Origin of the sequence: Pedobacter nutrimenti, assembly GCF_003208655.1 — a bacterium.
Taxonomy (GTDB): Bacteria; Bacteroidota; Bacteroidia; order Sphingobacteriales; family Sphingobacteriaceae; genus Pedobacter; species Pedobacter nutrimenti.
Genome location: NZ_QKLU01000009.1, coordinates 173,119 through 195,406 on the forward strand (window position 1 = coordinate 173,119; position 22,288 = coordinate 195,406).

The window sequence follows — 22,288 nt, forward strand, 5'->3', positions numbered from 1 at the left end:
AAATCTCAACATAACACAAACCAAAAACGAACCAAATGAATCCAAAAATTAATCAGGTATGGCTTATTCTATTGCTCATTGCACTGACAAGCCAGAATCTTTATGCCCAGACTAAAATTTCCGGGACGGTTAAAGATGTCAATGGACTGGGGCTCCCAGGAGTAAGTGTTTTGCAGGAAAACACCCAGAACGGCACGATGACCGACCAGCAGGGGAAGTATAACCTGGTCCTGAAAGAAGGGAGCAAACCGATTCTCCATTTCAATTACATCGGTTATTTAAAACAGACCATAGCCTTTACCGGAAGTACAACAATTGATGTCATACTGAAAGAAAACCAGGAGTCCCTGAACGAAGTCGTGGTTTTGGGTTACAACACCCAAAAAAAATCTGACCTTAGTGGTGCGGTAACCAATGTACGAATGTCTGAACTGGAAGACCGAAGGGTTGCAGATGTAGCACAGGTATTACAGGGACAAGTTGCGGGGGTGCAGATTACCCAAAGTACCGGCGCACCTGGAGAGCCCATCAACATCCGCATCCGTGGAGAAGGGACCTTCGGTGACAACAGCCCCTTGTTTATTGTTGATGGAATACCCTCCAGAGACATTTCTTTTCTCAATCCATCGGATATGCAGTCCATCACCGTCCTTAAAGATGCTTCTGCTGCCGCCATGTATGGTGCCCGGGCTTCCGCAGGTGTAGTGGTCATTACCACCAAAATTGGCGCTGCAGGAAAATCGAGCATCGACATCAATTATTTTAATGGGATCCAAAAGGTCAGCCGCCTTCCTAAAATGCTCAATACCACTCAGTATATGAATAAAATGGAAGAGTCCTGGAACAATTCCGGTTATTCTGGCACAAACCCCTATACAGCTGATAAAGGCAGAACCGATTTTGCCAACACCAACTGGCTGGACGAACTCTTTGAAACCGGCCGCTCGCAAAACCTGCAGTTAACGGCTAGTGGCGGGAGTGAAAAAACAAAATACTTGTTATCAGCGGCTTACTATGGTCAGGATGGGATTGTTGTTTATAAAAATGACAAATACCAACGTTTTACTTTCCGGACCAACATCACCAGCAATTTAAGTGACCGCTTTACAGTTGGATCCAATTTACAGCTTTCTTATGCCAAACAGGACAAACTCTCCTCCAAAGGAGATGCGCCCGGAATTATCCGCCATGCCTTCATCCGGCCCCCTGTGATCCCTGTTTATAAAAATCCAAATGATCCGACCTGGTCCGCTGAAGACCCTTTTACAGATCTTCCCTTTTACAAAAACAGCGATCAGGCCAATGGCGGCTATCAGAGCAATAAATATGAATACAGCAGTAACCCGGTGGCGCTCGCTTATTTTACCAATGACAAAAGGTACATTTTCAAAACTTTCGGCAATGTTTACGGGGAATATGCTCTGCTGAGAAACAAAGAATTAAAGTTCAGAACCAACATAGGGGTTGATTTAAATTTCACCCACAACAAGGCTTTCAATCAAAATTTTGGGGACGATGATGGTGGTGGGGACCTGCCTGACAAAGGCCTGGGTAGAAAAAACCGCCCCAACTCCTTAAATGAAGACCGTGGACAGGAAAGTACCATTACCTGGAACAATACCCTGAACTACAACAAGACCATCGGAAAACATGCCATTACAGCTATGGTCGGAAGCGAGTACATTACCAACCATTCTTCGGGAGTTGGTGGCAGCAGGATCCGTTTCGAGTACACCCAGCCTGAATTCCAGTACCTGGACTATGGAAATGATCAGACAAAACTATGGAACTCCGGTTCGGGTGCGGAATGGACTTTGTTTTCTTTATTTGGTACAGCCACTTATGTCTATGATTCAAAATACATGATTACAGCCAATATGAGGGCGGATGCTTCTTCCAGGTTTGGGCCAAATAACAAATGGGGCTATTTCCCTTCTGTATCTGCTGGCTGGAAGATTTCCCAGGAAGCCTTCATGAAGGATATCCACTGGATCTCGGACCTTAAACTCCGCTTGAGTACAGGAAAACTCGGAAATCAGGAAATTGGTAATTATACTTACCTGACCCTTTACACTAAGGATGCAAATGGCATCAGGCTATTGCGCTATGGCAACCCTGACTTGCAGTGGGAAACCACCACCCAAAATAACATTGGACTGGATATTGGTCTGTTGCAGAATAAACTTTATTTCACCGCGGATTATTTCAAAAAGAAAACAACAGGCGTGCTGTTGCCCCTGTCCCTGCCCCGCTTCGTTGGTGATGTACAACCAACAACTGTAAATGCAGGAGAAGTCAGCAATTCCGGGCTCGAAATTTCAGCAAGTTACCGCAACAATGAAAGGGCCTTTAAATACAGCATCAGTGGAAATATAGGAACTTTAAAAAACGTGGTGAACAAACTTCATCCAAACCTCCCAAACCTAACCGGGCAGGTGACCAGAACTGAAGCAGGCCATCCTTTAAATGCTTTTTATGGCTATGTCATGGATGGAATTTACCAAAACCAGCAGGAAATCGACCGTCATTTATACGGCACACCTGGTCATACCGAAAAACCCGGGGACATCAAATTTAAAGACCTAAACGGAGATGGGGTCATCAATGACAAGGACAGGGATTACCTTGGAAACCCCAATCCAAGATTTTCTTATGGGCTAAACCTTTCAGCCAGTTATAAAGGATTTGATTTTTCGGCCTTGTTCCAGGGTGTGCAAGGTGTAGAGAAATACAATGACCTCAAAAAAATTATTGATTATGATACCAGGCCTTTTAACCATTCGGTAAATACCCTAAACAGCTGGCACGGAGAAGGAACAAGCAACACGGTCCCCCGCTCTACTTTTACAGATAATGGCAGCAGCAGGATCTCCAGTATTTTTGTGGAAAATGCATCTTATCTGCGCTTAAAAAACGTAGAGATTGGTTACTCCTTAAAATCTCTGTTGGCCAAATCAAAGTTAGGTCTTCAAAATGTACGCCTGTATTTGTCCGGACAAAATCTCTTTACCGTAACCAAATACACCGGTCTGGATCCGGAATCTACGGACCTGCTGGATATGGGCACTTATCCGCAATCCAGGGCATTTCTGTTTGGCATCAATGTTAAATTCTAACCATGCACTTTAAAACAAAAGATATGAAACCCATATATATTTTACTCGTTGCATTACTGCTAACCGGCAACCTGAGCAGCTGCAAAAAAGCATTGGATAAAGCACCTATTGGGCTGATTACTTCCAATCAGGATGAAACAGATCCTAAACTGGGTACCGTCACTTCGTCGGTTACCGCCTCCTACAAATTACTGTCCAGTACCCTGAACATTATTGGTCAATGGGGCTGGGACGATGGTACGGTATTGAGAAATGATTTCATCCTACAGGATATTGCCAGCGGGGACATGCAAAAAAAATGGAACCCAGACGGGGACCAGGCCTGGATGGATGAATTTTCGAAATTTAGTTTCACCGCATCAAATGGTGGATTCAATGGGCAGTGGAGTTATGACTATGAAGGCATTTCAAGGTGCAACAGGTCCATCAAATATTTAACCGATCAAACTGTCCTGGATAAAATCGGAATAGACAATACCCTAAAGAACCGCCTGTTGGGCGAAGTTTACTTTCTAAGGGCTTTCTACTATTTCGACCTGGTGAACAATTTCGGAGATGTCCCCCTGCTGCTGAAACCCCTTAAGGATTTTAACGATGCTTACAATGTTGCAAAGAGAAGTCCCAAAGCCGAAATATGGGCGCAAATCAACAGCGATCTTGCACTGGCCAAACCTCTATTGCCCGCAACCAAATACGCAGACAATACCGATAAATGGAGGGTATCAAAGGGAGCCGTTATTGCCCTTCAGGCAAAAGTGGCTTTATACAATCAAAAATGGACAGATGTACTGACAGCGGTAAGTGAACTTGAAGGCTTAAACTTTTACCATCTGAACGCAAATTATTTTGATAGTTTTAGCGTTGCCAAAGAGTTTAATGAGCAGGAAGTGATCTTTGCTTATGACCACCGCTCTGCCGAAACACCCGCCAATGGAAATGGAATCTGTGCCCTGGCAGGCTGGGGGTTTATTGCACCAACAAACAATTTCATTACTGCATTTGAACCTGGTGATCCCAGACTGGGCTATACAGTAGATGTTGCGGGACAAAATGTATACAAAATATTTGGTGCACTCAACAGCAGCAATAAAGGAAATGAAGATTCCCCTAGCAATAAAATCTATATCCGATGGGCCGATGTATTGCTCTGGAAAGCAGAAGCATTATTAGAAACAGGGGCCTATGCACCGGCAATCAACCTGATCAACAGCATCAGGAGCAGGGCAAGAAACAGTGTTGCTGCAGATGGGAACTTGCCTCCTGCAGGAACCTTGCCTGACAGAAATGTGGCTTCCAGTGACAAAAACCAGATCAAAGACTGGCTGGTAAAAGAAAGACGTGTGGAACTTGGTTTTGAATGTCAGCGTTTCAATGATCTTAAAAGATGGGGAATGGCCAAAGACTTCCTGAGGTCCCTGGGTACAAACTTTCAGGACCGCAATTATCTCTATCCTATTCCTCAGGGAGAAGTAGACAAATCCGGTGGAACCATTACTCAAAATCCTGGTTATTAAATTGAAATATCTTCTTATATGAAAGACCTCGCAAAAAGATTTCCTCAAAACCCTTTGCTTCGCCCGTCAGATCTGAAAGCCAGTATGGAGGGGCTGGAAATCACCTGTCTGCTCAATCCTGGCGTATTTATTTTTGAAGAAAAAACATGGCTGCTGGTCAGGGTCGCAGAGCGGCCCCAGCAGCAAAAAGATGTCATTTCCTTTCCTGTACTGACCCCTTCAGGCGCAATGGAAATCATCTCGATAAAAACCCAGGATCCCGAGCTCCTGGCTACAGATCCCAGGGTGATCCACTACAAGGGACAGGATTACCTGACAACCCTGTCCCATCTTAGACTGCTGTGCAGCGAAGATGGGACTCATTTCTATGAACCTGAAGGTTACCCTGTTCTTAAAGGTGCTCAGCTCCAGGAAAGTTTTGGCATTGAAGATTGCCGGGTGAGCCATATAAATGGAACCTATTACCTCAGTTATACCGCCGTATCGGCAAACGGTGTTGGTGTAGGCCTCAGGACAACAGAAGACTGGAAAACATTCAGACACGAAGGAATGATCATTCCTCCCCATAATAAAGACTGCGCCATTTTTGAAGAACAGATTGGCGGGAAATTCTATGCCTTGCACAGGCCCAGCAGTGTAGATCTTGGCGGAAACTTTATTTGGATTGCAGAATCTCCGGATGGTTTCCACTGGGGAAAACACCGTTGTATCATTACGACCAGAAAAGACAAATGGGACAGTAAAAGAGTGGGCGCAGGGGCCTCTCCAATTAAAACATCAAAAGGTTGGCTGGAAATTTACCATGGTGCGGATGCCGCTCATCGTTACTGTCTGGGGGCCTTTCTGATGGACCTTCATGACCCCTCTCTGGTACTGGCCAGAACAGATGACCCGATTATGGTACCTCTGGAAGACTATGAACTCCATGGCTTCTTTGGCCAGATCGTTTTTACCAACGGACATACCATTAAAGGTGATGAGCTCACCATATATTACGGTGCCGCAGACGAATTTGTTTGTGCAGCCAAATTTTCCATAGCGGAAATTTTATCCTCCTTAATTTATACAGATGCTGAATAAACTCAGGACCGAGCTGACCCATTTTAAAAGCCAGTCCCATAACTTCAAAACACTGACACTGACCAACCTGATCTATAGTGTGGTTTTGCCCGTTATCGATATTTTTGTTGCAGCCTACGTCATGCGGAGCTCCAATGACCCGACCAAGGTCGTGGTCTATCAGTTAACTATTTATACAGGCATACCCCTTACTTTTTTGATCAACGGCTGGTTGCTCAACCGCTTTCCAATCAAAATCCTTTATTCTTTAGGCATGGTGCTGAGTGCGGTTTCTATGATGATCATGATGTCCTTAAAAACACTGGATATTACAGGTATTGGAATTGCAGGCATTGTGATGGGGATGTCATTTGGCTTTTACTGGGCAAATCGCGATTTTCTTGCCCTGGCGACAACCAATGATAAAAACCGCAATTATTACTATGGCCTTGAAACCTTTTTCTATACCATAATCGCGGTGGTTATTCCTGTATTTATTGGTTGGTTTATTGAATTTTCGGCCCATGACGGGAATGCAAAATCTGCTTATAAAATGATTACAGGTCTTGTATTTTTGATTACCATTGGCGCCTCTGTGATGTGCTTTAAAGGCAAATTTGAAAACCCCGGCAATAAAAAATTTATCTATTTTAAATTTGATCCTTACTGGTACAAATTACTGTTCCTTGCGGTTTTAAAAGGATTGGTCCAGGGTTTCCTGGTTACTGCTCCTGCTATGCTGATTATGTTGCTGCTGGGCAAAGAAGGGGCACTGGGTACTGCGCAATCTGTTGGGGCCATATTTGCCGCCTTACTGATGTACGTCATTGGCCGCAACACTGGTCCGCAGCACCGCATCTATGTTTTTGGAGCCGGTCTTGCTCTTTTTACCATTGCAGCCCTGATCAATGGCATTCTGTTTAACCAAACCGGGGTCATTTTGTTTATGCTGTTTCTTTTGCTGGCAAAACCACTCCTGGACCTGGCCTATTTCCCGATACAGTTTAGCGTCATAGACATCCTCACCCGTAAAGAAAACAGGAGCGAATTCGCCTATATCTTAAATCACGAAGCCGGTTTGTACCTTGGCAGGTTAACTGGAGCAGGTACCTTTTTAATTTTAGCCTATTGTTTTTCCAATGAAATTGCTTTGCGCTATGCCATTATAATCGTCGCTGTTTTGCAACTCAGTTCTTATTGGGTAGCGAAAGGCATTATTAAACAAGGAAAATCTATGACAGCCCCTGGTCCAGCTCAAGAAACATTACAAAATAGCCCTGTTGTTCCAAACACTTTATAAGTTCAAACCATGAAACTTTTTCTAAAGACATTTTTTTTATTTTTAGTTACAACCAACCTCTGTTATGCCCAGGTCAAGCAAAAGACGATTCCTAAGGTCAATGAAATGGCCCGTTTACCTGCCCCCCTTAAGATCATTGACTGGAAACAAATGGCAATGAATTTTGACCGGACAGTATATGATTTTAAGGCAAAAGGCCAGTACTGGCCTTTAATCTGGATGGACAGTACAGGTAAAAATTTCAACCAGCCCGTAATAGGCATGTATACCGCTATTGGTGATGTAAGACAGGGGCCCGCAAACAACAAGGGCATGTTTCATGAAGCGCTGGCCAATATGGGGGCTGTTCTAGGGGCCTCCCTTGTGGGCATAGATAAAAGTAACCAACAGGGCATCAATTACGTAGCCATGCTGAAGAATTATTTCAACAGCGAAAATGGCTGGAACATTATGATGAACAATACTGCCCCGGAAGTCGCCATGCTTGGTGGTGGCTATGGCCGGGACTGGTGGTACGATGTCTATCCCAACCTTCTTTTTTATGCCCTTTATGATCGGTATCCGGCAGAACCCGGTTTCGAACAACTGGCCAGAAAAATTGCGGAACAGTTTTTTAAGGCAGATTCCATTCTGAATGGCAATTACAATTATTCCTATTTTGATTATGGAAAAATGCAACCCATGACAAATAAAATCTGCGCCCAGCCTGATGCCGCGGCAGGACATGCTTATGTGCTGTATATGGCTTATAAAAAATTTGGTGACCCGCGTTATCTCAAAGGAGCACTCCGTGCAATGAAAGCGCTTGAAAGTCAGAAAATCAATCCGACTTACGAGTTATTAATGCCTTTTGGAGCCTACCTGGCGTCAAGGATGAATGCAGAACAGGGCACCCATTTTGATCTTCAAAAAATGCTGGACTGGACTTTTTCCGGAACAGCAGTTTGCCGGGAAGGTTGGGGATTTTTAGCAGGAACCTGGAACGGAATAGACATTTCAGGCACAGTTGGCAGTACAGTAGACCATGGAGGCTATAGCTTTTTGATGAATACATTTGATGCGGCGTGGCCCCTAGTCCCACTGGTTAAATACCAGCCCGAATATGCCTCGGCTATTGGAAAATGGATGCTCAATGCCGCAAATGCATCCAGGTTATTTTACCCTCAGTATATGCCTTCAGAGCATCAAACCATCCCTGAATTTGCAGAAGTGACAAAAGGGGTTATTGCCTACGAAGGCATAGCCAAAGCCTCCACTTTTGATCACAAATACAGCGCTCTAAAAGCACCTGTTGCTCAGGGCGACGGACCAAAATGGGTACCAGGTAAAAATCCGGAAGTCTCGCAATTTAGTGTCTATGGCAGTGGGCATGCTGGTATATTCGGAAGTATAGTTCGTAAAACAAATGTGGAAGGCATACTACAACTGGACCTGAATGCAACAAATTTTTATGCCTCAAAAGACTTTCCAGCCTACTTGTTTTACAATCCTTATAACGGTCCGAAAACCGTATTTTTCAAAAATCCATTGAGCAAAAAAATTGACATCTATGACGCTGTGCGCAAAAATTTTATCGCAAAAAACGTTGGTTCTGTTCCTTGCCCAATAAACGTTGGTGCTATTCAATCCCTGGTATTGGTCTGCGTTCCTTCAGGGCTTAAAACCAGCATCAAAAACAACAGGTTATATGCAAATAAACAAATCATAGACTACAACTATAATCCTAAACAATAATATAGATTATAAATATAGAAGCAAAAAAAACATCATCTAAGTGCTTTTTTTGCTTCTTCATTTTCAGGGTCAAGTTCCAGGGCTTTCATATAACTTAGCCTCGCATTTGGCAAATCACCCAAATTCAAAAAGGCTTCACCGCTTAAATAATAAAGATAGGAACTGGCAGGATACTTCTGGATCATCCTGGCTGCCAGCTTCAATGCTTCCTCATTTTTGTTGATCTGTATCAGGCCGCGAACGGCATTATACCAATCTTTTTCAGAAAAACGGAATGCCTCAAAAAAAACGCTTAAATCTTTACGTCCCGAAAGCATAAAAAAGGCGGACAAATTCTCCTTCCATTCGGCATTTTCTTTCATTGCCTTTTTAATGAAATCGGCGGCTTTATCTTCCTCACCAGCAAGAATTTCGGCCTGAACAACTTTGGTATATAGACCGTCCCAACCCTCTACCATTGGAATTGCGGTGGCCAGCAGTTGTTTCCCGTGTTGCCTATTACCATTTCTAAGCATAGATAAAGCCTGGTTGATCCTGATCCGGCCATAATGATAATTCAACAATCTCTGTAAATCTTCAAAAGGGCTTTTAGAATGATCAACACGCAAATCAATCTGATTATACCAATCTTGTTTTGTGCCCTTTACCACCAATGCAGCAGATTGTTTTCCGCTAATTTGTCCCCCCGCACGCTGTCCTGCAATCAGACTTTTCAACAACCGCTCTGCCAAAGTGCCTTTTGCCTTTTTATAGCTTTCCGACATGGCACTCAGCACGCTGTCGTTCAACTGGTTTCCCATCACTACATAAGCTTCCCCCAACAAATGGGTAGATTTTCCTTTCCAGTATTTAAGTGATGCCCCTGTAAAAGCATACACATTTCCTTTTGCGTCTATTCCTGAAACCTGTCTGAAGTTTGAAGAGCTATCTCTTTTCATTGTGTATTGAATTGCCTGCTCTATTTTTTCACCCAGTTTCAATTGCTCAAACCCATTTTTCGCATATTCAGGCTCCGTTTCTGCAATAACAGAAAATGCCCCTAATCCTGGCTGGATATAAATTGTTGAGTTTCCCACATAAATATTGTTTGTTGCTACAGCAATTCCCCATTCCTGACTTTCTTTATCATAAGCAAGTATGGAAAATGTTGAATTGATGTTTTTGCCCAGCAAAAGACTGGGAAGGTTCTGTCCCAAGCCATAAAGAGTGGAAAAACCCAATATAAAAAGAGATAATAATTTCCTGATCATAAAGACGGTTTAATGATTTGCCTTCTATAAGACACCATAAAAAATAAATAGTTGTATTTTTAGAACAAACCTTACCTGGACAAAACATGAATATAAAGGTACTGCTTACGATGATGATGCTGATTATGGGCTATAGCACCTCAAAAATTAATCAAAAACCGGCAAGACAAGCACTTGTACCACCAGAAACCATACTTAAAGACTTCATGAGTTTACTTCAGTATAAACGTGATCACTTGAGGTTATCTGAACCATTTACAGCCCTGGATGAAAATTCAGTTGCCCTTTCCAAAGCCCAGTTCTTAAAACAATTGAGTACAGGAAATTACCTTCCGTTACGGCTGCGTTCAGCAGCTCATGAAGCAATATACAGTCTGTACAAACTGCCACTTTCTGTGCAAACAGACCAGCGGAACACTTTACAGTACTGGGGAGAAAATTATTACAACCACTATAAAAAAGAAGGTCAGCCTTTCCCCGGTTTCAATTTCAGGGACCTGAATGGTAAATTATATACTTCTGCGAATACCAAGGGCAAAATTGTTGTTGTGAAATGTTGGTTTATACATTGCATGCCTTGTATTCAGGAAATGCCAAAGCTCAACCAACTGGTTGAAAAATATAAAAAAAGAAAGGACATATTGTTTTTAAGCCTGGCCAATGATGATGAAAAATCATTGGCCATTTTTCTAAAAAAAACAGCATTCACCTATGCTGTAGTTCCTGCTGCCGAAAATTTTATCTCCGGAAAACTAAAGATCAACGCCTATCCTACACACATCCTGATCAACAAGCAAGGCTTGATCGTAAAGGAAACGGACGAAGCAGAAGAACTGATCAATGCCCTGAAAGCTTACTAAGACATTCCGGAACTGCCGCCGGCAGGGGCAGTTCCGTTTTTTATCTAAGCAAGTATAGTTTGCAGATCTGCAGGAGAATAGTTAATAGATTTAAGGGTTTTATGGTCTTTGGTCCTGTACACCAAAAACAATCCGTCTTCTTCTTTGAAATAGGACTCACTCTGATCTTTCTGCTGATAATGGTTGATTGTTTGTTGTGCTTCTTCTACAGATGTACAGGCTTTACTCATATTTGACCTGTGCACTTCATCAAAAAGTGTTTTAAACTTTTCTCCCAGTCCAAATTCCAGAATGGCCCCCGCAAGCACGTATTGAAGATCACATAAAGCGTCGGCAACTTCTACCATATTGTTATCCTCAATGGCTTCTTGCAGTTCTTTGAGTTCTTCTGCAAGAAGAGATACCCTTAACTCCGCCCGTTCCTTAGAAGGCATAGCAGGTGAAGCGACAACTGGATGTTTAAAGGTTCTGTGAAATTCTGCAACCTGGTTTAATGCATTGGTATCTTTCATATAAAAATTGATTTTTATTGATTACAAATCTACATTAAAAGCCATTGTTTTTTTTAAAAAACAGTGCCTAAAATACAAAGCCTTCTGATTTTTCAAAAACAATTTGTTTAAAAAAAATAATATTTTACCTTTGCGCCCTCAGCAGAATAAGATCACCAAACAGGTCTTATTTCCAATTAAAAGCCTCCTTAGCTCAGCTGGTAGAGCAACTGACTTGTAATCAGTAGGTCATTGGTTCGATCCCGATAGGAGGCTCTTTAATTTCCCGGATGTCATGCGGATACAAGTTTATATCCAATGCCCCGGATGTTCATAATCTGCAGGCCAGGTTCGTCTTTTAAAAGTTTACGCAGGTGCGTTAAAAACACATCCATACTTCTGGTATTATAATAACTGTCATCACCCCAGATTTTCAGCAAAATAACTGCCCGCTCCAGGACCTGATTTTTATGCAACAACAGTATTTCCAGTAAAGCGGCTTCCTTAAAGGATATCGCATATTCTCCGGCCGTGGTTTTCAGCACTTGTCTGATCATATCTAACTGGCAGTTGCCAAATGCATAAACAGTCTGTTTATCTTTCAGCTGCTGGTCCTCTACCCGAACCGCTCTTTGCAACAGGGAGTCCATTCTCACCAAAAGTTCTTCAATGCTAAAAGGTTTTTTCAGGTAATCATGACCTCCGCTTTTAAATCCTTTAACCACATCTTCTGTCGTATTCTTTGCACTTAAAAAAATAATGGGAACAGCTGAATTTATTTTCCGGATGTCGGTGGCCAGACTATAACCATCCTTCATTGGTAACATAATGTCCAATATGCAGATATCAGGTTGTTCATTGATGTAGCACCGGAGGGCCTCCTGGCCATCGTGTGACAGAATCACTTCATAGCCACTGCTCCTTAAGCCATCACTGACAATCTGTGCCAAAAACGGTTCATCTTCCACATATAAAACTTTTATTAATGCACTCATATTGCGGGTATGCTGATCTTAAATGTAGTTCCTTTTCCAATTTCACTTTTCATGCTGATCTTTCCCCCATGCTCTTCCACAATTTCCTTTACATAGTGTAAACCCAGACCCGATCCCTTTACATTATGAACATCCTGATCCGGGATCCGGAAAAACCTTTCAAATATTTTATTCTTATAGATTTCCTCTATACCTGGGCCATTATCCCCCACAAAAACAACTATATTTTCTTTTTCCCTAAAACAAGAAATCTCAATTACAGCATTAGGAGATGCATATTTTAAGGCGTTATCAATAAGATTATAGAACACACTACTGAGCTGCAGGGCATCAGCCATAACAAAACAAGGCTCAGTTCTGTCTGGTTGAAAACGCAGAACAGCCCGGTAATGTTCAGTTTGCACTTTCAAAGAATCCAGCACTTTATCGATCCCATCTATAACATCATAGGGGGCTTTATGAAAAGTCAGGCCATCTTCATTCAAATGCAATACCTTTTCAATCATTATGTTTAACCGTTGCAGTTCTGAAAGACTAATGTCCAGATAATTGTTCAGTTTCTCAGGTTGCTGACTCAACTGATATTTTTTAATAGATTCCAGTGCAACTGCCACAGTTGCAACAGGCGTCTTAAACTCATGCGTCATGTTACTGGTAAATGCAATTTTTGCATCCGCATACAAACGCTGGTTCTTCATCAATCTCAATATAAAGTAAAAAGCCAGTGCAGTAAAGAAAATCATCAACGCAGAAGAAAAAACATAATAACGCATGGTATACAACACGAACCAATTCAGCCGGAGAACAATGAGCTGGTACTTATGCAAATGCTTCAAATTGTAAGAGTAAACACCACTACGATAAGCCGCATGCTCAAACATCTTTTTGGGAACGGACAAATGAACCAGTGTATCCCGTCCGTAGTCATAAAGGGCATAACCTATTTTTTGCCATAACCCTGTTTTTCTTAAAGTGTCATTGACCAGGCTATCCATTAAAGTTCTCGAACGGAATTCGGCAGCTTGCTGGACCTGCTCCGATTGATTATTAAAATGAATATTTGCCGGCAGATTTTTCTTCCCAGGGACATTGCTAAAATTAAACTTCATTGAAATAACCGTACTGTCGTTGTCAATATTATAATCAAAGCGGCTGCGCAGACCATCCACTTTAAGATCATCATAAGCCCTGCGCATCTGCATCCATTGATCGGACATAAAAAAGGACTTTAACCTCCCCAGTTGATCAAAACGTTTATGGGCACCCGGATCAGCAACAACAGAGTGATACATTACATTTTTTGCAGTGGTGCTGACGATGACTTCTAAATTCTGTTTCAATAACGCCTTCTGGGATATAAACAATTGTCGTAGCCAAACAGCCTGAAGTACTATACTCAATACCAGCGACAGCACCATCAAAGGATACGCATATTTGGAAGAAAGCCATTTCATAATCCAATTTGGCAATAATCTTAGAAATAGAACTATAAATTTTACGATTTAACTCTATTTAACGGAGTTTAACTTTGGTTTAGACAACAATAGCAGATGTTTGAAGAAAAAACTCAAATGTCCAGACTTCTTTCCTACCTCTTTTTCATTCTTCTGTTTCCTCTTGTGGCCACCGCGCAAAAAATGGTGCTCAACGGGATCATTTATGACCAACAGGGCAAAGTCCTTGAAATGGCTACCTTGAGCCTTAGTAAAGATGGAAACCTGTTAAACACCATCCGCAGCGAAAAGGGCCTGTTCCGTTTTGAAGGCTTAAATGCAGGGAATTATCTTCTGCTGGTCAGCTCCATAGGCTATGAAAGCCAGAGGCTACAACTCAGTCTGCCAGCAGATACTTTAAAAATCATGATGAAAACTTCGAGTACCGGATTAAAAGAAGTGGTCATTGACAAACAAAGACCTGTCATTGAACGCAAAGCAGACCGGGTGATTTTCAACCTGGAAAACAGCATCTCTGCAAACGGGATCAGTGCATGGGACGCCTTAAACAAAACGCCCGGTGTTCAGACTACTTTTGACGGAAATGTAAAAGCTTATAACAAAGGGGTATTGGTGTATCTTGATGACAGGCCCATCCGGCTCTCGGGCGAAGATCTGGGCAACTACCTCAAAAGCCTCCCTTCAGAACAAATCTCTTCCATTGAAGTCATTCCCAATCCGCCATCCAGATACGATGCACAGGGGGCGGCTGTTATAAACATTGTCTCCCGGAAAATAAAAGCACAGGGGATCAATGTGAACCTCAATAGCGCCTATACTCAAAGCAGGTATGGCAGTTATACTTCCGGAACCAATTTCAATTATCGAAAAAATAAATTAAACATCTATGGCGGTTACAGTTTTGGTGACAGTAAAAAACAGCAAACCGAGGCAGAATACATTATTTTTAGTACCCCTTCCAATTATGCTTACTGGGACAACAATAAACAAGGTGCCCGTGCAAGGGTGTCCAGTAATTATAAGGCAGGCATAGATTACAACCTCAGCAGCAATCAGGTAGTTGGTTTACTCTTTGGGGGCTTTAATGGCAAGGGAAACAGAACAAACCAAATCGGGACACAGATTTACAATGATCACCACATACTTCCAGACTCCAATTTAACAACCAATAACCAAACCCGTAACACCACCAGCCAATATAGCTTTAACCTCAATTATAAAGCTAAACTGGATACGCTTGGTCAAAGCCTGAACATAGACCTCGATTATATTCCTTACCGCAACAGCAGTAACCAGGCGGTCAATAGCTCGACCCGTTTTAGTGATGGGAGCACATCTGTGCCCCCTTACCAAATCAGTACTTACTCTAAGCAACGCATCAACATCTGGTCTGGGAAAACGGATTACAGTTATGTTTTTAATCAAAAATGGTCTTTGGAAGCAGGCTTAAAATACAGCAGCATCACCACCAATAACCGTTTCGATTTTTTTAACGCTTCGGGCCCTGCCCTAATACAGGACAACAGTAAAAGTGATGAATTTGAGTATAGTGAAAATACAGCTGCCGCCTATATGAGCTTTAAAGGCAAAACGGGAAAATGGAATATAGAAGGAGGTTTACGTGCCGAGCAAACCCACACCGTGGGAAACTCCATCGCTTTAAACATGGTAAACAAAAACAATTATTTTAAAATTTTCCCCACCTTGTTTCTTACTTATGCCCTGGACAAGGATCATGAATTCAACAGCAATTACAGTTATCGTATAGACCGTCCCGGATATTCGAGGTTAAACCCATTTAAATATTATACCAGCCCATATACCTACCTGGAAGGCAATCCTGCCCTGCAACCTGCCTTTATACACAATATAGAACTGGGCTATACCTACAAACAACTTTACAATTTCAGTCTTTTTTACAGAGAATCCAACGGTTACTTCAGTAACATTACTGTTCAGGACAATATAAATAAGATCTTTTACGACACCCAGAGAAACCTTGACAAGAGTTTGGAAAGCGGATTTTATTTATCTGTCCCATACCACCCTGCAGACTGGTGGGAAATGAACAATTTTGTACAAGGTTCTTATAAGCAGGAAAAATCCGGATACCTGCAAAGCAGTTATGACTACCATACCCTGGGCCTTTATTTGAACAGCAGTCAGGCTTTTGTACTGGATAAGGAAAAAGGCATCAAAGCAGAAGTCAGTGCCTGGTATTCTACACCGGGTATTCAGGGAATTTACAAACTGGCCAGAACATTTGATCTCAGTGCCGGATTAAGGAAAACGGTTCTTAATAAACAGGGCACCATCAGGCTTGCTGTCAATGATATTTTTTATGGTAATGCTTTCCGGATCAATGTAGATTACCTGAATCAGCGTAATGGTTTTTATGAGAAAAACGACACCAGATCTGTATCCTTAAGTTTTTCCTATAAACTTGGAAAAAACAAAATCACAGAAACACGAAAAAGAAGCACTTCTGCAGACGAAGAAAAAAAGAGAACAGGAGGTTGATATCTTAAAGCAGAAACCCGACCCTACGAAGGGTCGGGTTTGTGTTGATCTGTAAAAAGGATCAGGTTTAAAATTTAAATAAACATGCTCAAACGATACGGCTTTTTACTGCTTCTCCCAAAAACAGAATTTCAATGTGGAAGTTTATCCTTAATCACACCATACAGATAAGTCCCGGCCAATGCACCGACAATGACAACCAGCATGGCCAGATAACCATAACCCAGATTGACGAACATAGGCCCCGGACAAGCTCCTGTTAAGGCCCAGCCAAGCCCAAATATCAATCCTCCAATGAGGTACCTGAGATAAGGTTTATTTTTATCGGCAAATACGATAGGGTGCCCCGAACTATCCTTTATCCGGAATCTTTTGATCACCAGCACCGAAATAACCCCCAGGATGACCGCTGTTCCAATGATCCCGTACATATGAAAAGACTGAAAGCGAAACATTTCCTGTATCCGGAACCAGGAAATGGCTTCTGATTTACTCATCACAATTCCGAAAAGAATCCCCGCCAGTATGTATTTTAAAGTTTTCATTTATCCGTTTTTATTTTATTTATAAAAGCAGTTTCCCGGTTAAAAAATATAGGGCATTATAAAAAAAGTCATGATCAGTCCTCCTATAAAAAAGCCGATAACAGCAACCAAAGAAGGCAACTGTAAATTGGAGAGGCCTGAAATGGCATGCCCGGAAGTGCAGCCCCCGGCATACCTGGAGCCAAAACCAACCAAAATACCCCCAGCTAATAAGAGCAAAATTGTTTTGGGCTGAGATAAGGCTTCCAGCGAAAAGAGCTCGTCCGGATTTAACCCTCCTTTAAAAGAGATTCCGAGTTTGGAAAGGTCCCTGATGGTCGATTCAGACAATTCCAGATCCGCAGGGTTGGCCAGGTAATGGGAAGCAATATATCCACCGGCAATTGCGCCCAGCAAAAACAAAAGGTTCCACTGCTGGGTTTTCCAGTTAAAATCAAAAAACTTTAGCTTTTTTCCGGCACCCGTCATAGTGCATATTGTCCTTAAATTGGAAGAAAATCCAAAGGACTTCCCCCAAAACAACAGCAGCAGCATAACAACAGTAATCATGAGGCCCGAAAAGTACCAGGGCCAGGGTTGTTTAATGAATTCCAGCATGGTACAAAAGTAAGAAGTTTAGCCCGGAAAGCCTCAATAATCCGCTGCGCAGGCAGCCTAACTATTTTTCTTTTTCCGCTTCTTCGGCCACCAGATGATAAAGCCTGTAATGGGCAGGGACAAGCCAATGAACGAAGCAGTAAAAGCCAGTATTTTTCCCGGCAGGCCAAAAACAGAACCAATATGAAGATCGTAGTTCATTTTGCGTAATTGTACTGCTGCACTGGAATGATAATAATCCTGGGCATGAATCCCTTTATCTTTAAATTGTTGCAGGCTATACCGGTCGTACGTATAAGACCTCAGGTCATAAAATTTACCCCTGGTCGGATAACGGAAAAAATTAATCGTTGCTCCATTATCTTCAGGTTTGGGATAAGCATAATAAAAACCAAAATCATTTTTTCCATTGGAAAATTTATCCCAGGCTTTGTCCATCTGGTCAATGATATGCAACCCTGGTTTCATTTGCGTACTGTCAGAAAGTAGTCTTTCCTGCACAGGAAGCTGTTTTCCCATTGAAGTTGACCAGAATAGACTTTTGCTCCACCATTGTAAACCATAAACAACCCCTGTTGCACTAATAATCAACAATACAATTAAGGCATAAAAACCCAAAACATTATGAAGATCGTAGTTGATTCTTTTTACCGAAGCCCCCCACTTGATACTAAAGCTGCGTGCTCTGGTTGATTTGTTCCATTTTTTTGGCCACCAAAGGACTAGTCCTGTCAAAAGCAGGAGCATAAAAATCAATGTACTGTAATTGACAACAGGCCTGCCTATTTCAGGAGAAAGCCATAAAAAACGATGTCCTTTTAATACCCAGTCAAAAAAATTAAAACTACCTTCTTTAGCGGGCTGCTGGATCACCTTTCCTGAATAAGGGTTTACACGTACAGAAAGACCTTCTCCTCTTTTACCAAGAACCAGGTAAGCCGCCTGCTCATGCTGATAAAGCACATAGGAAAGTGTTTTCTCCGGGTTTATTTCTTTTGCGACCCTCTGAAAATCGGAAGGTTTCAAATAAGGTTTATCCTGCTTTTCAATCTTCAGGGCCGGGTCCAGCATCACATCGATTTCTTCCTTAAAAATCCATAAACAACCAGTAAGGCATACAATAATCATCACAATACCAGTAGCCAATCCCAGCCAAAGGTGTAACCATGCCGAAATTCTGTAAAAAACGGAGCGGTTTTGTTTTTTCTTATTTGGGTTTCTTTTTAACATTTTTATAACGAATAATTCCGGAGGACCGTGGTCCTCCGGAATACATTTTCACTCTTTTAAAAACCTTATTAAAATGTATAGGCAACAGATAAGCGGAAATTGGCCGGTGCCAGCGCCCTCCAGCCATAATGTTTATAGCCCCATGCGCCAGGATAAAAACCGGTATAATTGTATCTGTCCGTCAGGTTATTCACCAGCAATGAGATGTTATAGTTTTTTTTAACATAAGATGCCCCTGCATCCAGTGAAAAAAAGTTATCCGGCAGATTTTTGTTTTCCACAACTGGCCAGCCTGCACGCCCGGCTTCATACTGGTAACCTACAGAAAATCCAAGTCCGGCAACTTTGCCATCCTGAATCCGGTAAGTCGCCCAGCCATTGCTGATGTGTTTGGCCGTACCATCAAGGTTGTTGCCAATGCGGGCCGGATTACGATCTTTACTCACTTTCGCATCCGTATAGGCATAATTGAGCATCAGGTTCAACCCGCTAATCACCTCCCCTTTCAAGTCAAACTCCACTCCCCTGGAACGTGCCTCTCCTGTCTGGATCATAATTCCGGGAACGGTTGGGTCCGCCTGGGTCAGCAAATTGGTCTTTGTAACCTCATACACAGCCAGGGACGTCAGCCAGCGTCCGCCAAACCAGGAGCGCTTTGCACCAATTTCTTTATTACTGCCCAGTGAAGGTTTTGCAGCACCACCATCCAAAAGTGTTCCCACCTGTTCCTGGAAAGACTGGTCATACAAAGCATAAACCGTTGTTTGCGGGGCTACTGTTGCACTTAAGCCTATTCTTGGTGTAAAAGCATCATTTTTAACCCTGGCCCCATTGTCTGCAGCGCTTGTTTTGCTGGTACTTGTATAACGCAAGCCTAAACTCAATCTGATCCGGTCTGAAAAAAAGCCCATTTCTTCCTGTAAAAAGGCCGAACTAAAATTGTATTCAGTCAAATAAGCAGCACCTCTTTCCCGAAGACTACGGCTCCTGTCGTAAAATGGTAAATCGGATTTTTTTAATTTTCCATATACCGGGTTATAAATGTTAAACGCAGGGCCTATATTGTCTGGCAATGCAGTCCAGTCGGCCACATAATATTTAGAGCCCAGATCGAGCCCGGCAAGTATCCGGTGGTTTACCTGACCCGTTTCAAATTTTCCATTGACAAAAAACTGCCCCAGGGTAGAGGTATTCAAGGCATCATTAATAGATAAACCTCTGATGACATCTCCTTTATCATTCAGTGTATTGTATTTGCTGTATAGCGAAGCTCCCTGCATGCCCGAATTCAAATAGGCCAGCTGCCCCGTAAACTTCCAATCTTTGGACAACTGGTGGTTTAATGTAACAAAAGCACTGTGGTCTTTAATTACTGTCGGATCAATGATCGGATCTGAAAAGCTGAAAGATCTCGCAATATCTTTAAAACCTTTCAAAGAATAGGTATATTTGGAAAAACCTCCGGTAAAAGCATTCTGGGAATAGGTGTATTCCGCAGTAAGTTCTGTTTCATCAGAAAATTTATACCTCAGTGATGGATTGATTCCCCACAACTTGTTGTCTGAATATTGTACAAAGGAACCCACTTTGCCTGCCATGGCATTTAAACGGAACAACAACTTTCCGTCTTTGCTGAGCTTGCCGTCCACATCGAGCTCAGACCTGTAGGTTTCAAAACTACCCAGGGTCATTTTTACTGAAGTTTTTCCCGTCCCCATTGGTTTTTTGGTCACCACATTGTATAAGCCCCCGGGCTGGGTATTTCCCATCAGAAAACCAGCAGGCCCCTTTACAAATTCTACCCGTTCCACGAAAGCAATATCCTCACGCAAGGGACCAAAAGATCCGCCAACGCTCATGCCATTGCGCAGGTTTGTTGCACTAAATCCCCTAACGTAAATACCCACACTGGCTTCCTCCTGGTGTGCAATGGTCCGAACCCCGCTCACATTCCTGGTGATCCCACTCGAAGTATTAAAAGCCTGCTGCTCTTCCAGTAAAGATTTATTCACGATTTGGATGCTTTGGGGAATTTCCAGCAAAGGCCTGTCCAGTTTCAAAGAGGGAGATACCTGACTGGTATGGAATGTTTTGGATTTGCCAATTACAGTTACAATATCAAGGCTCTTTTCTGACAGGGTCAGTTTAAAATCTACCTGCGAAATTTCATTCGCCTTTACCATGATCCTGGAAGACTGCGCCCTCCAGCCAACATGGCTTACCTCCAGCGTGTAGGCCCCCTCCGGGACTTGTTCAAAACTAAATTCACCTGATTTATGGGTGGCCGTTTTTCGGTTTAATTCTTTAATTGTTACGGTGATTCCCTTCATTAATGTGCCGTTATCGGTACTTGTTCGTCCTTTAATGGCGCCCAGCTGCTGAGCAAAGCCAGAAAACGAACACAAAACAAGTAGCACAGCAGCGAGTAATGCGGTCGCCCGAATTCTTATAGTTTTAAAAGATAAAAGTCTGCTCATTTATTAAGATTAATTTTAAATAATGTTATTTTTACGGCGCAAAAGTATAAGCGCCTATCTTAAAAAGGTATTGAGATCAGGAGAAAAACTATTCTATCCGGAAGTAAAATGAGTCAAAATAGATTAGAACCTGGCAGTTCGTTGCACCAATATTATGATTTGTGCAGGGTAAAAAAGAAAATGGAAGAGCAACAAAGCCTTTGGCTGGATACCGTTTACGAAGGAAAAATGGGGCGGGTCAATTCTTCTTATACCGACGGAGGTACAGAATTTACTTTTGCGGATTACCGGCAGCAAATCCACACAGACACTTTAATCCATAGCCAGGTATCTGAACACAGTTCTGTAGAAATGACTTTTCTGCTGCATATGGATAAATTAATGGATCAGATAGATGGGAAGTTCAATTCCTATCATTCCATGCAGCAGAACATACACTATGTTGCCCCTGGTTCACAGGTAAAGCTTTTCTGCGAAAAAGGAAAAAGATACCATAATTTTGATGTTTATATAGACCTTAAATCCCTGATCAAATGGGAACTTCCCTATAAACCGCTTGATACATTTATCAATGCCATTTTGAACAGGAAAACAGCCAAGCTCTTTCCGGAAGACCTTCCGGTGAATGCTGCGACTATGGCTTTACTCCATGACATCCGCAACTGCAGGATGAAAGGAGTTGCCCGGGATATTTATATGAAAGCAAAGGTATTCGAGCTCCTCTCCCACCAGATTGACTGTCATGAAAAAAGAAAAAATGAACCCCGGCAGCAGCTGATTAAAAACAAATACCAGCTTGGGCCCTATGACCTGGACCTCATTCAGAAAATTGCGGGGTTCCTGGAAAAACATGCAGATGCCTTTACCAGTATCCAGGAGTTGTCCAGAATTTACGGGATGAATGAACACAAATTGAAAAATGGTTTTAAAGCCGTTTACGGAAAGGCCCTTTTTGAATATGCACAGGACATCCGGATGAACAGGGCAAAAAACCTGTTGCTTTCTACGAACAGATCGGTCAAAGAAATCGCTTATGAAACCGGCTATAAAACCCCTGCTGCTTTTACGGCTGCCTTCAAGAGATATTTTGACCTACTGCCCAGGGACCTAAAGGAACAAAACCAGCTGTTGAAATTGTAAAAGGCT

General features: G+C 42.3%; 16 protein-coding genes and 1 tRNA gene. 9 read left to right on the top strand and 8 right to left on the bottom strand.

Features of this window, described 5'->3' with window-relative positions; all coding sequences use genetic code 11:
• The first annotated feature begins 35 nt into the window (after nt 1-35).
• Genes B0O44_RS21815 through B0O44_RS21835 form a run of 5 tightly spaced genes read left to right on the top strand, consistent with a single transcriptional unit; the run spans nt 36 to nt 8,723 of the window.
• Nucleotides 36-3,116 (top strand): SusC/RagA family TonB-linked outer membrane protein, encoded by a 3,081-nt coding sequence (locus tag B0O44_RS21815; protein ID WP_110834220.1) that lies wholly within the window; start codon nt 36-38, stop codon nt 3,114-3,116.
• A gap of 23 nt (nt 3,117-3,139) precedes the next feature.
• The gene (locus B0O44_RS21820; protein WP_110834322.1) at nt 3,140-4,630 is read left to right on the top strand and encodes a RagB/SusD family nutrient uptake outer membrane protein; all 1,491 of its coding nucleotides are present in this window, start codon (nt 3,140-3,142) and stop codon (nt 4,628-4,630) included.
• An 18-nt stretch (nt 4,631-4,648) separates the two neighbouring features.
• Complete coding sequence (locus tag B0O44_RS21825; protein ID WP_110834221.1) at nt 4,649-5,710, top strand: glycoside hydrolase family 130 protein; 1,062 nt, start codon at nt 4,649-4,651, stop codon at nt 5,708-5,710.
• Nucleotides 5,700-6,989, top strand: coding sequence for an MFS transporter (locus B0O44_RS21830; RefSeq protein WP_110834222.1), 1,290 nt, complete (start codon nt 5,700-5,702; stop codon nt 6,987-6,989). Before B0O44_RS21825 ends, B0O44_RS21830 begins: the two co-directional genes overlap by 11 nt.
• A 9-nt stretch (nt 6,990-6,998) precedes the next feature.
• A complete protein-coding gene (locus B0O44_RS21835; protein WP_110834223.1) occupies nt 6,999-8,723 on the top strand; it encodes a glycoside hydrolase family protein in 1,725 nt (574 codons plus the stop codon).
• Nucleotides 8,724-8,755: 32 nt separating this feature from the next.
• Here the strand turns inward: B0O44_RS21835 and B0O44_RS21840 are convergent, their stop codons facing one another.
• Nucleotides 8,756-9,973 carry a DUF1028 domain-containing protein gene (locus B0O44_RS21840; RefSeq protein WP_110834224.1) on the bottom strand — a complete coding sequence of 406 codons (1,218 nt, stop codon included), beginning with the start codon at nt 9,971-9,973 and terminating at the stop codon, nt 8,756-8,758.
• Between the two features lie 86 nt (nt 9,974-10,059).
• Between B0O44_RS21840 and B0O44_RS21845 the strand changes: the two genes are divergently transcribed.
• A complete protein-coding gene (locus B0O44_RS21845) occupies nt 10,060-10,833 on the top strand; it encodes a TlpA family protein disulfide reductase (protein WP_110834225.1) in 774 nt (257 codons plus the stop codon).
• Nucleotides 10,834-10,877: 44 nt separating this feature from the next.
• On the opposite strand, the gene B0O44_RS21850 is transcribed toward B0O44_RS21845, so the two are convergent.
• Nucleotides 10,878-11,345 carry a pyrophosphohydrolase domain-containing protein gene (locus tag B0O44_RS21850; protein WP_110834226.1) on the bottom strand — a complete coding sequence of 156 codons (468 nt, stop codon included), beginning with the start codon at nt 11,343-11,345 and terminating at the stop codon, nt 10,878-10,880.
• A 182-nt stretch (nt 11,346-11,527) separates the two neighbouring features.
• On the opposite strand from B0O44_RS21850, the gene B0O44_RS21855 reads away from it, so the two are divergent.
• A tRNA-Thr gene (locus B0O44_RS21855) sits at nt 11,528-11,600 on the top strand.
• Nucleotides 11,601-11,617: 17 nt separating this feature from the next.
• Here the strand turns inward: B0O44_RS21855 and B0O44_RS21860 are convergent.
• Both B0O44_RS21860 and B0O44_RS21865 read right to left on the bottom strand, forming a co-directional pair.
• Nucleotides 11,618-12,319, bottom strand: coding sequence for a response regulator transcription factor (locus B0O44_RS21860; RefSeq protein ID WP_110834227.1), 702 nt, complete (start codon nt 12,317-12,319; stop codon nt 11,618-11,620).
• Nucleotides 12,316-13,773, bottom strand: coding sequence for a sensor histidine kinase (locus tag B0O44_RS21865; protein ID WP_110834228.1), 1,458 nt, complete (start codon nt 13,771-13,773; stop codon nt 12,316-12,318). Before B0O44_RS21865 ends, B0O44_RS21860 begins: the two co-directional genes overlap by 4 nt.
• Nucleotides 13,774-13,869: 96 nt before the next feature.
• Here B0O44_RS21865 and B0O44_RS21870 point away from each other — a divergent pair, with 96 nt between their 5' ends.
• The gene (locus tag B0O44_RS21870; RefSeq protein ID WP_110834229.1) at nt 13,870-16,293 is read left to right on the top strand and encodes an outer membrane beta-barrel family protein; all 2,424 of its coding nucleotides are present in this window, start codon (nt 13,870-13,872) and stop codon (nt 16,291-16,293) included.
• A 131-nt stretch (nt 16,294-16,424) separates the two neighbouring features.
• Here B0O44_RS21870 and B0O44_RS21875 read toward each other — a convergent pair whose 3' ends face one another.
• From B0O44_RS21875 to B0O44_RS21890, 4 genes are all read right to left on the bottom strand, one after another.
• Nucleotides 16,425-16,838, bottom strand: coding sequence for a DUF6691 family protein (locus B0O44_RS21875; RefSeq protein ID WP_110834230.1), 414 nt, complete (start codon nt 16,836-16,838; stop codon nt 16,425-16,427).
• Between the two features lie 39 nt (nt 16,839-16,877).
• Nucleotides 16,878-17,435 carry a YeeE/YedE family protein gene (locus B0O44_RS21880; RefSeq protein ID WP_110834231.1) on the bottom strand — a complete coding sequence of 186 codons (558 nt, stop codon included), beginning with the start codon at nt 17,433-17,435 and terminating at the stop codon, nt 16,878-16,880.
• Nucleotides 17,436-17,492: 57 nt separating this feature from the next.
• Nucleotides 17,493-18,665 carry a PepSY-associated TM helix domain-containing protein gene (locus tag B0O44_RS21885; RefSeq protein ID WP_110834232.1) on the bottom strand — a complete coding sequence of 391 codons (1,173 nt, stop codon included), beginning with the start codon at nt 18,663-18,665 and terminating at the stop codon, nt 17,493-17,495.
• A gap of 68 nt (nt 18,666-18,733) precedes the next feature.
• Nucleotides 18,734-21,142 (bottom strand): TonB-dependent receptor, encoded by a 2,409-nt coding sequence (locus B0O44_RS21890; protein ID WP_110834233.1) that lies wholly within the window; start codon nt 21,140-21,142, stop codon nt 18,734-18,736.
• Nucleotides 21,143-21,322: 180 nt separating this feature from the next.
• On the opposite strand from B0O44_RS21890, the gene B0O44_RS21895 reads away from it, so the two are divergent.
• The gene (locus B0O44_RS21895) at nt 21,323-22,282 is read left to right on the top strand and encodes a helix-turn-helix domain-containing protein (RefSeq protein ID WP_170123387.1); all 960 of its coding nucleotides are present in this window, start codon (nt 21,323-21,325) and stop codon (nt 22,280-22,282) included.
• Nucleotides 22,283-22,288: the final 6 nt, after the last annotated feature.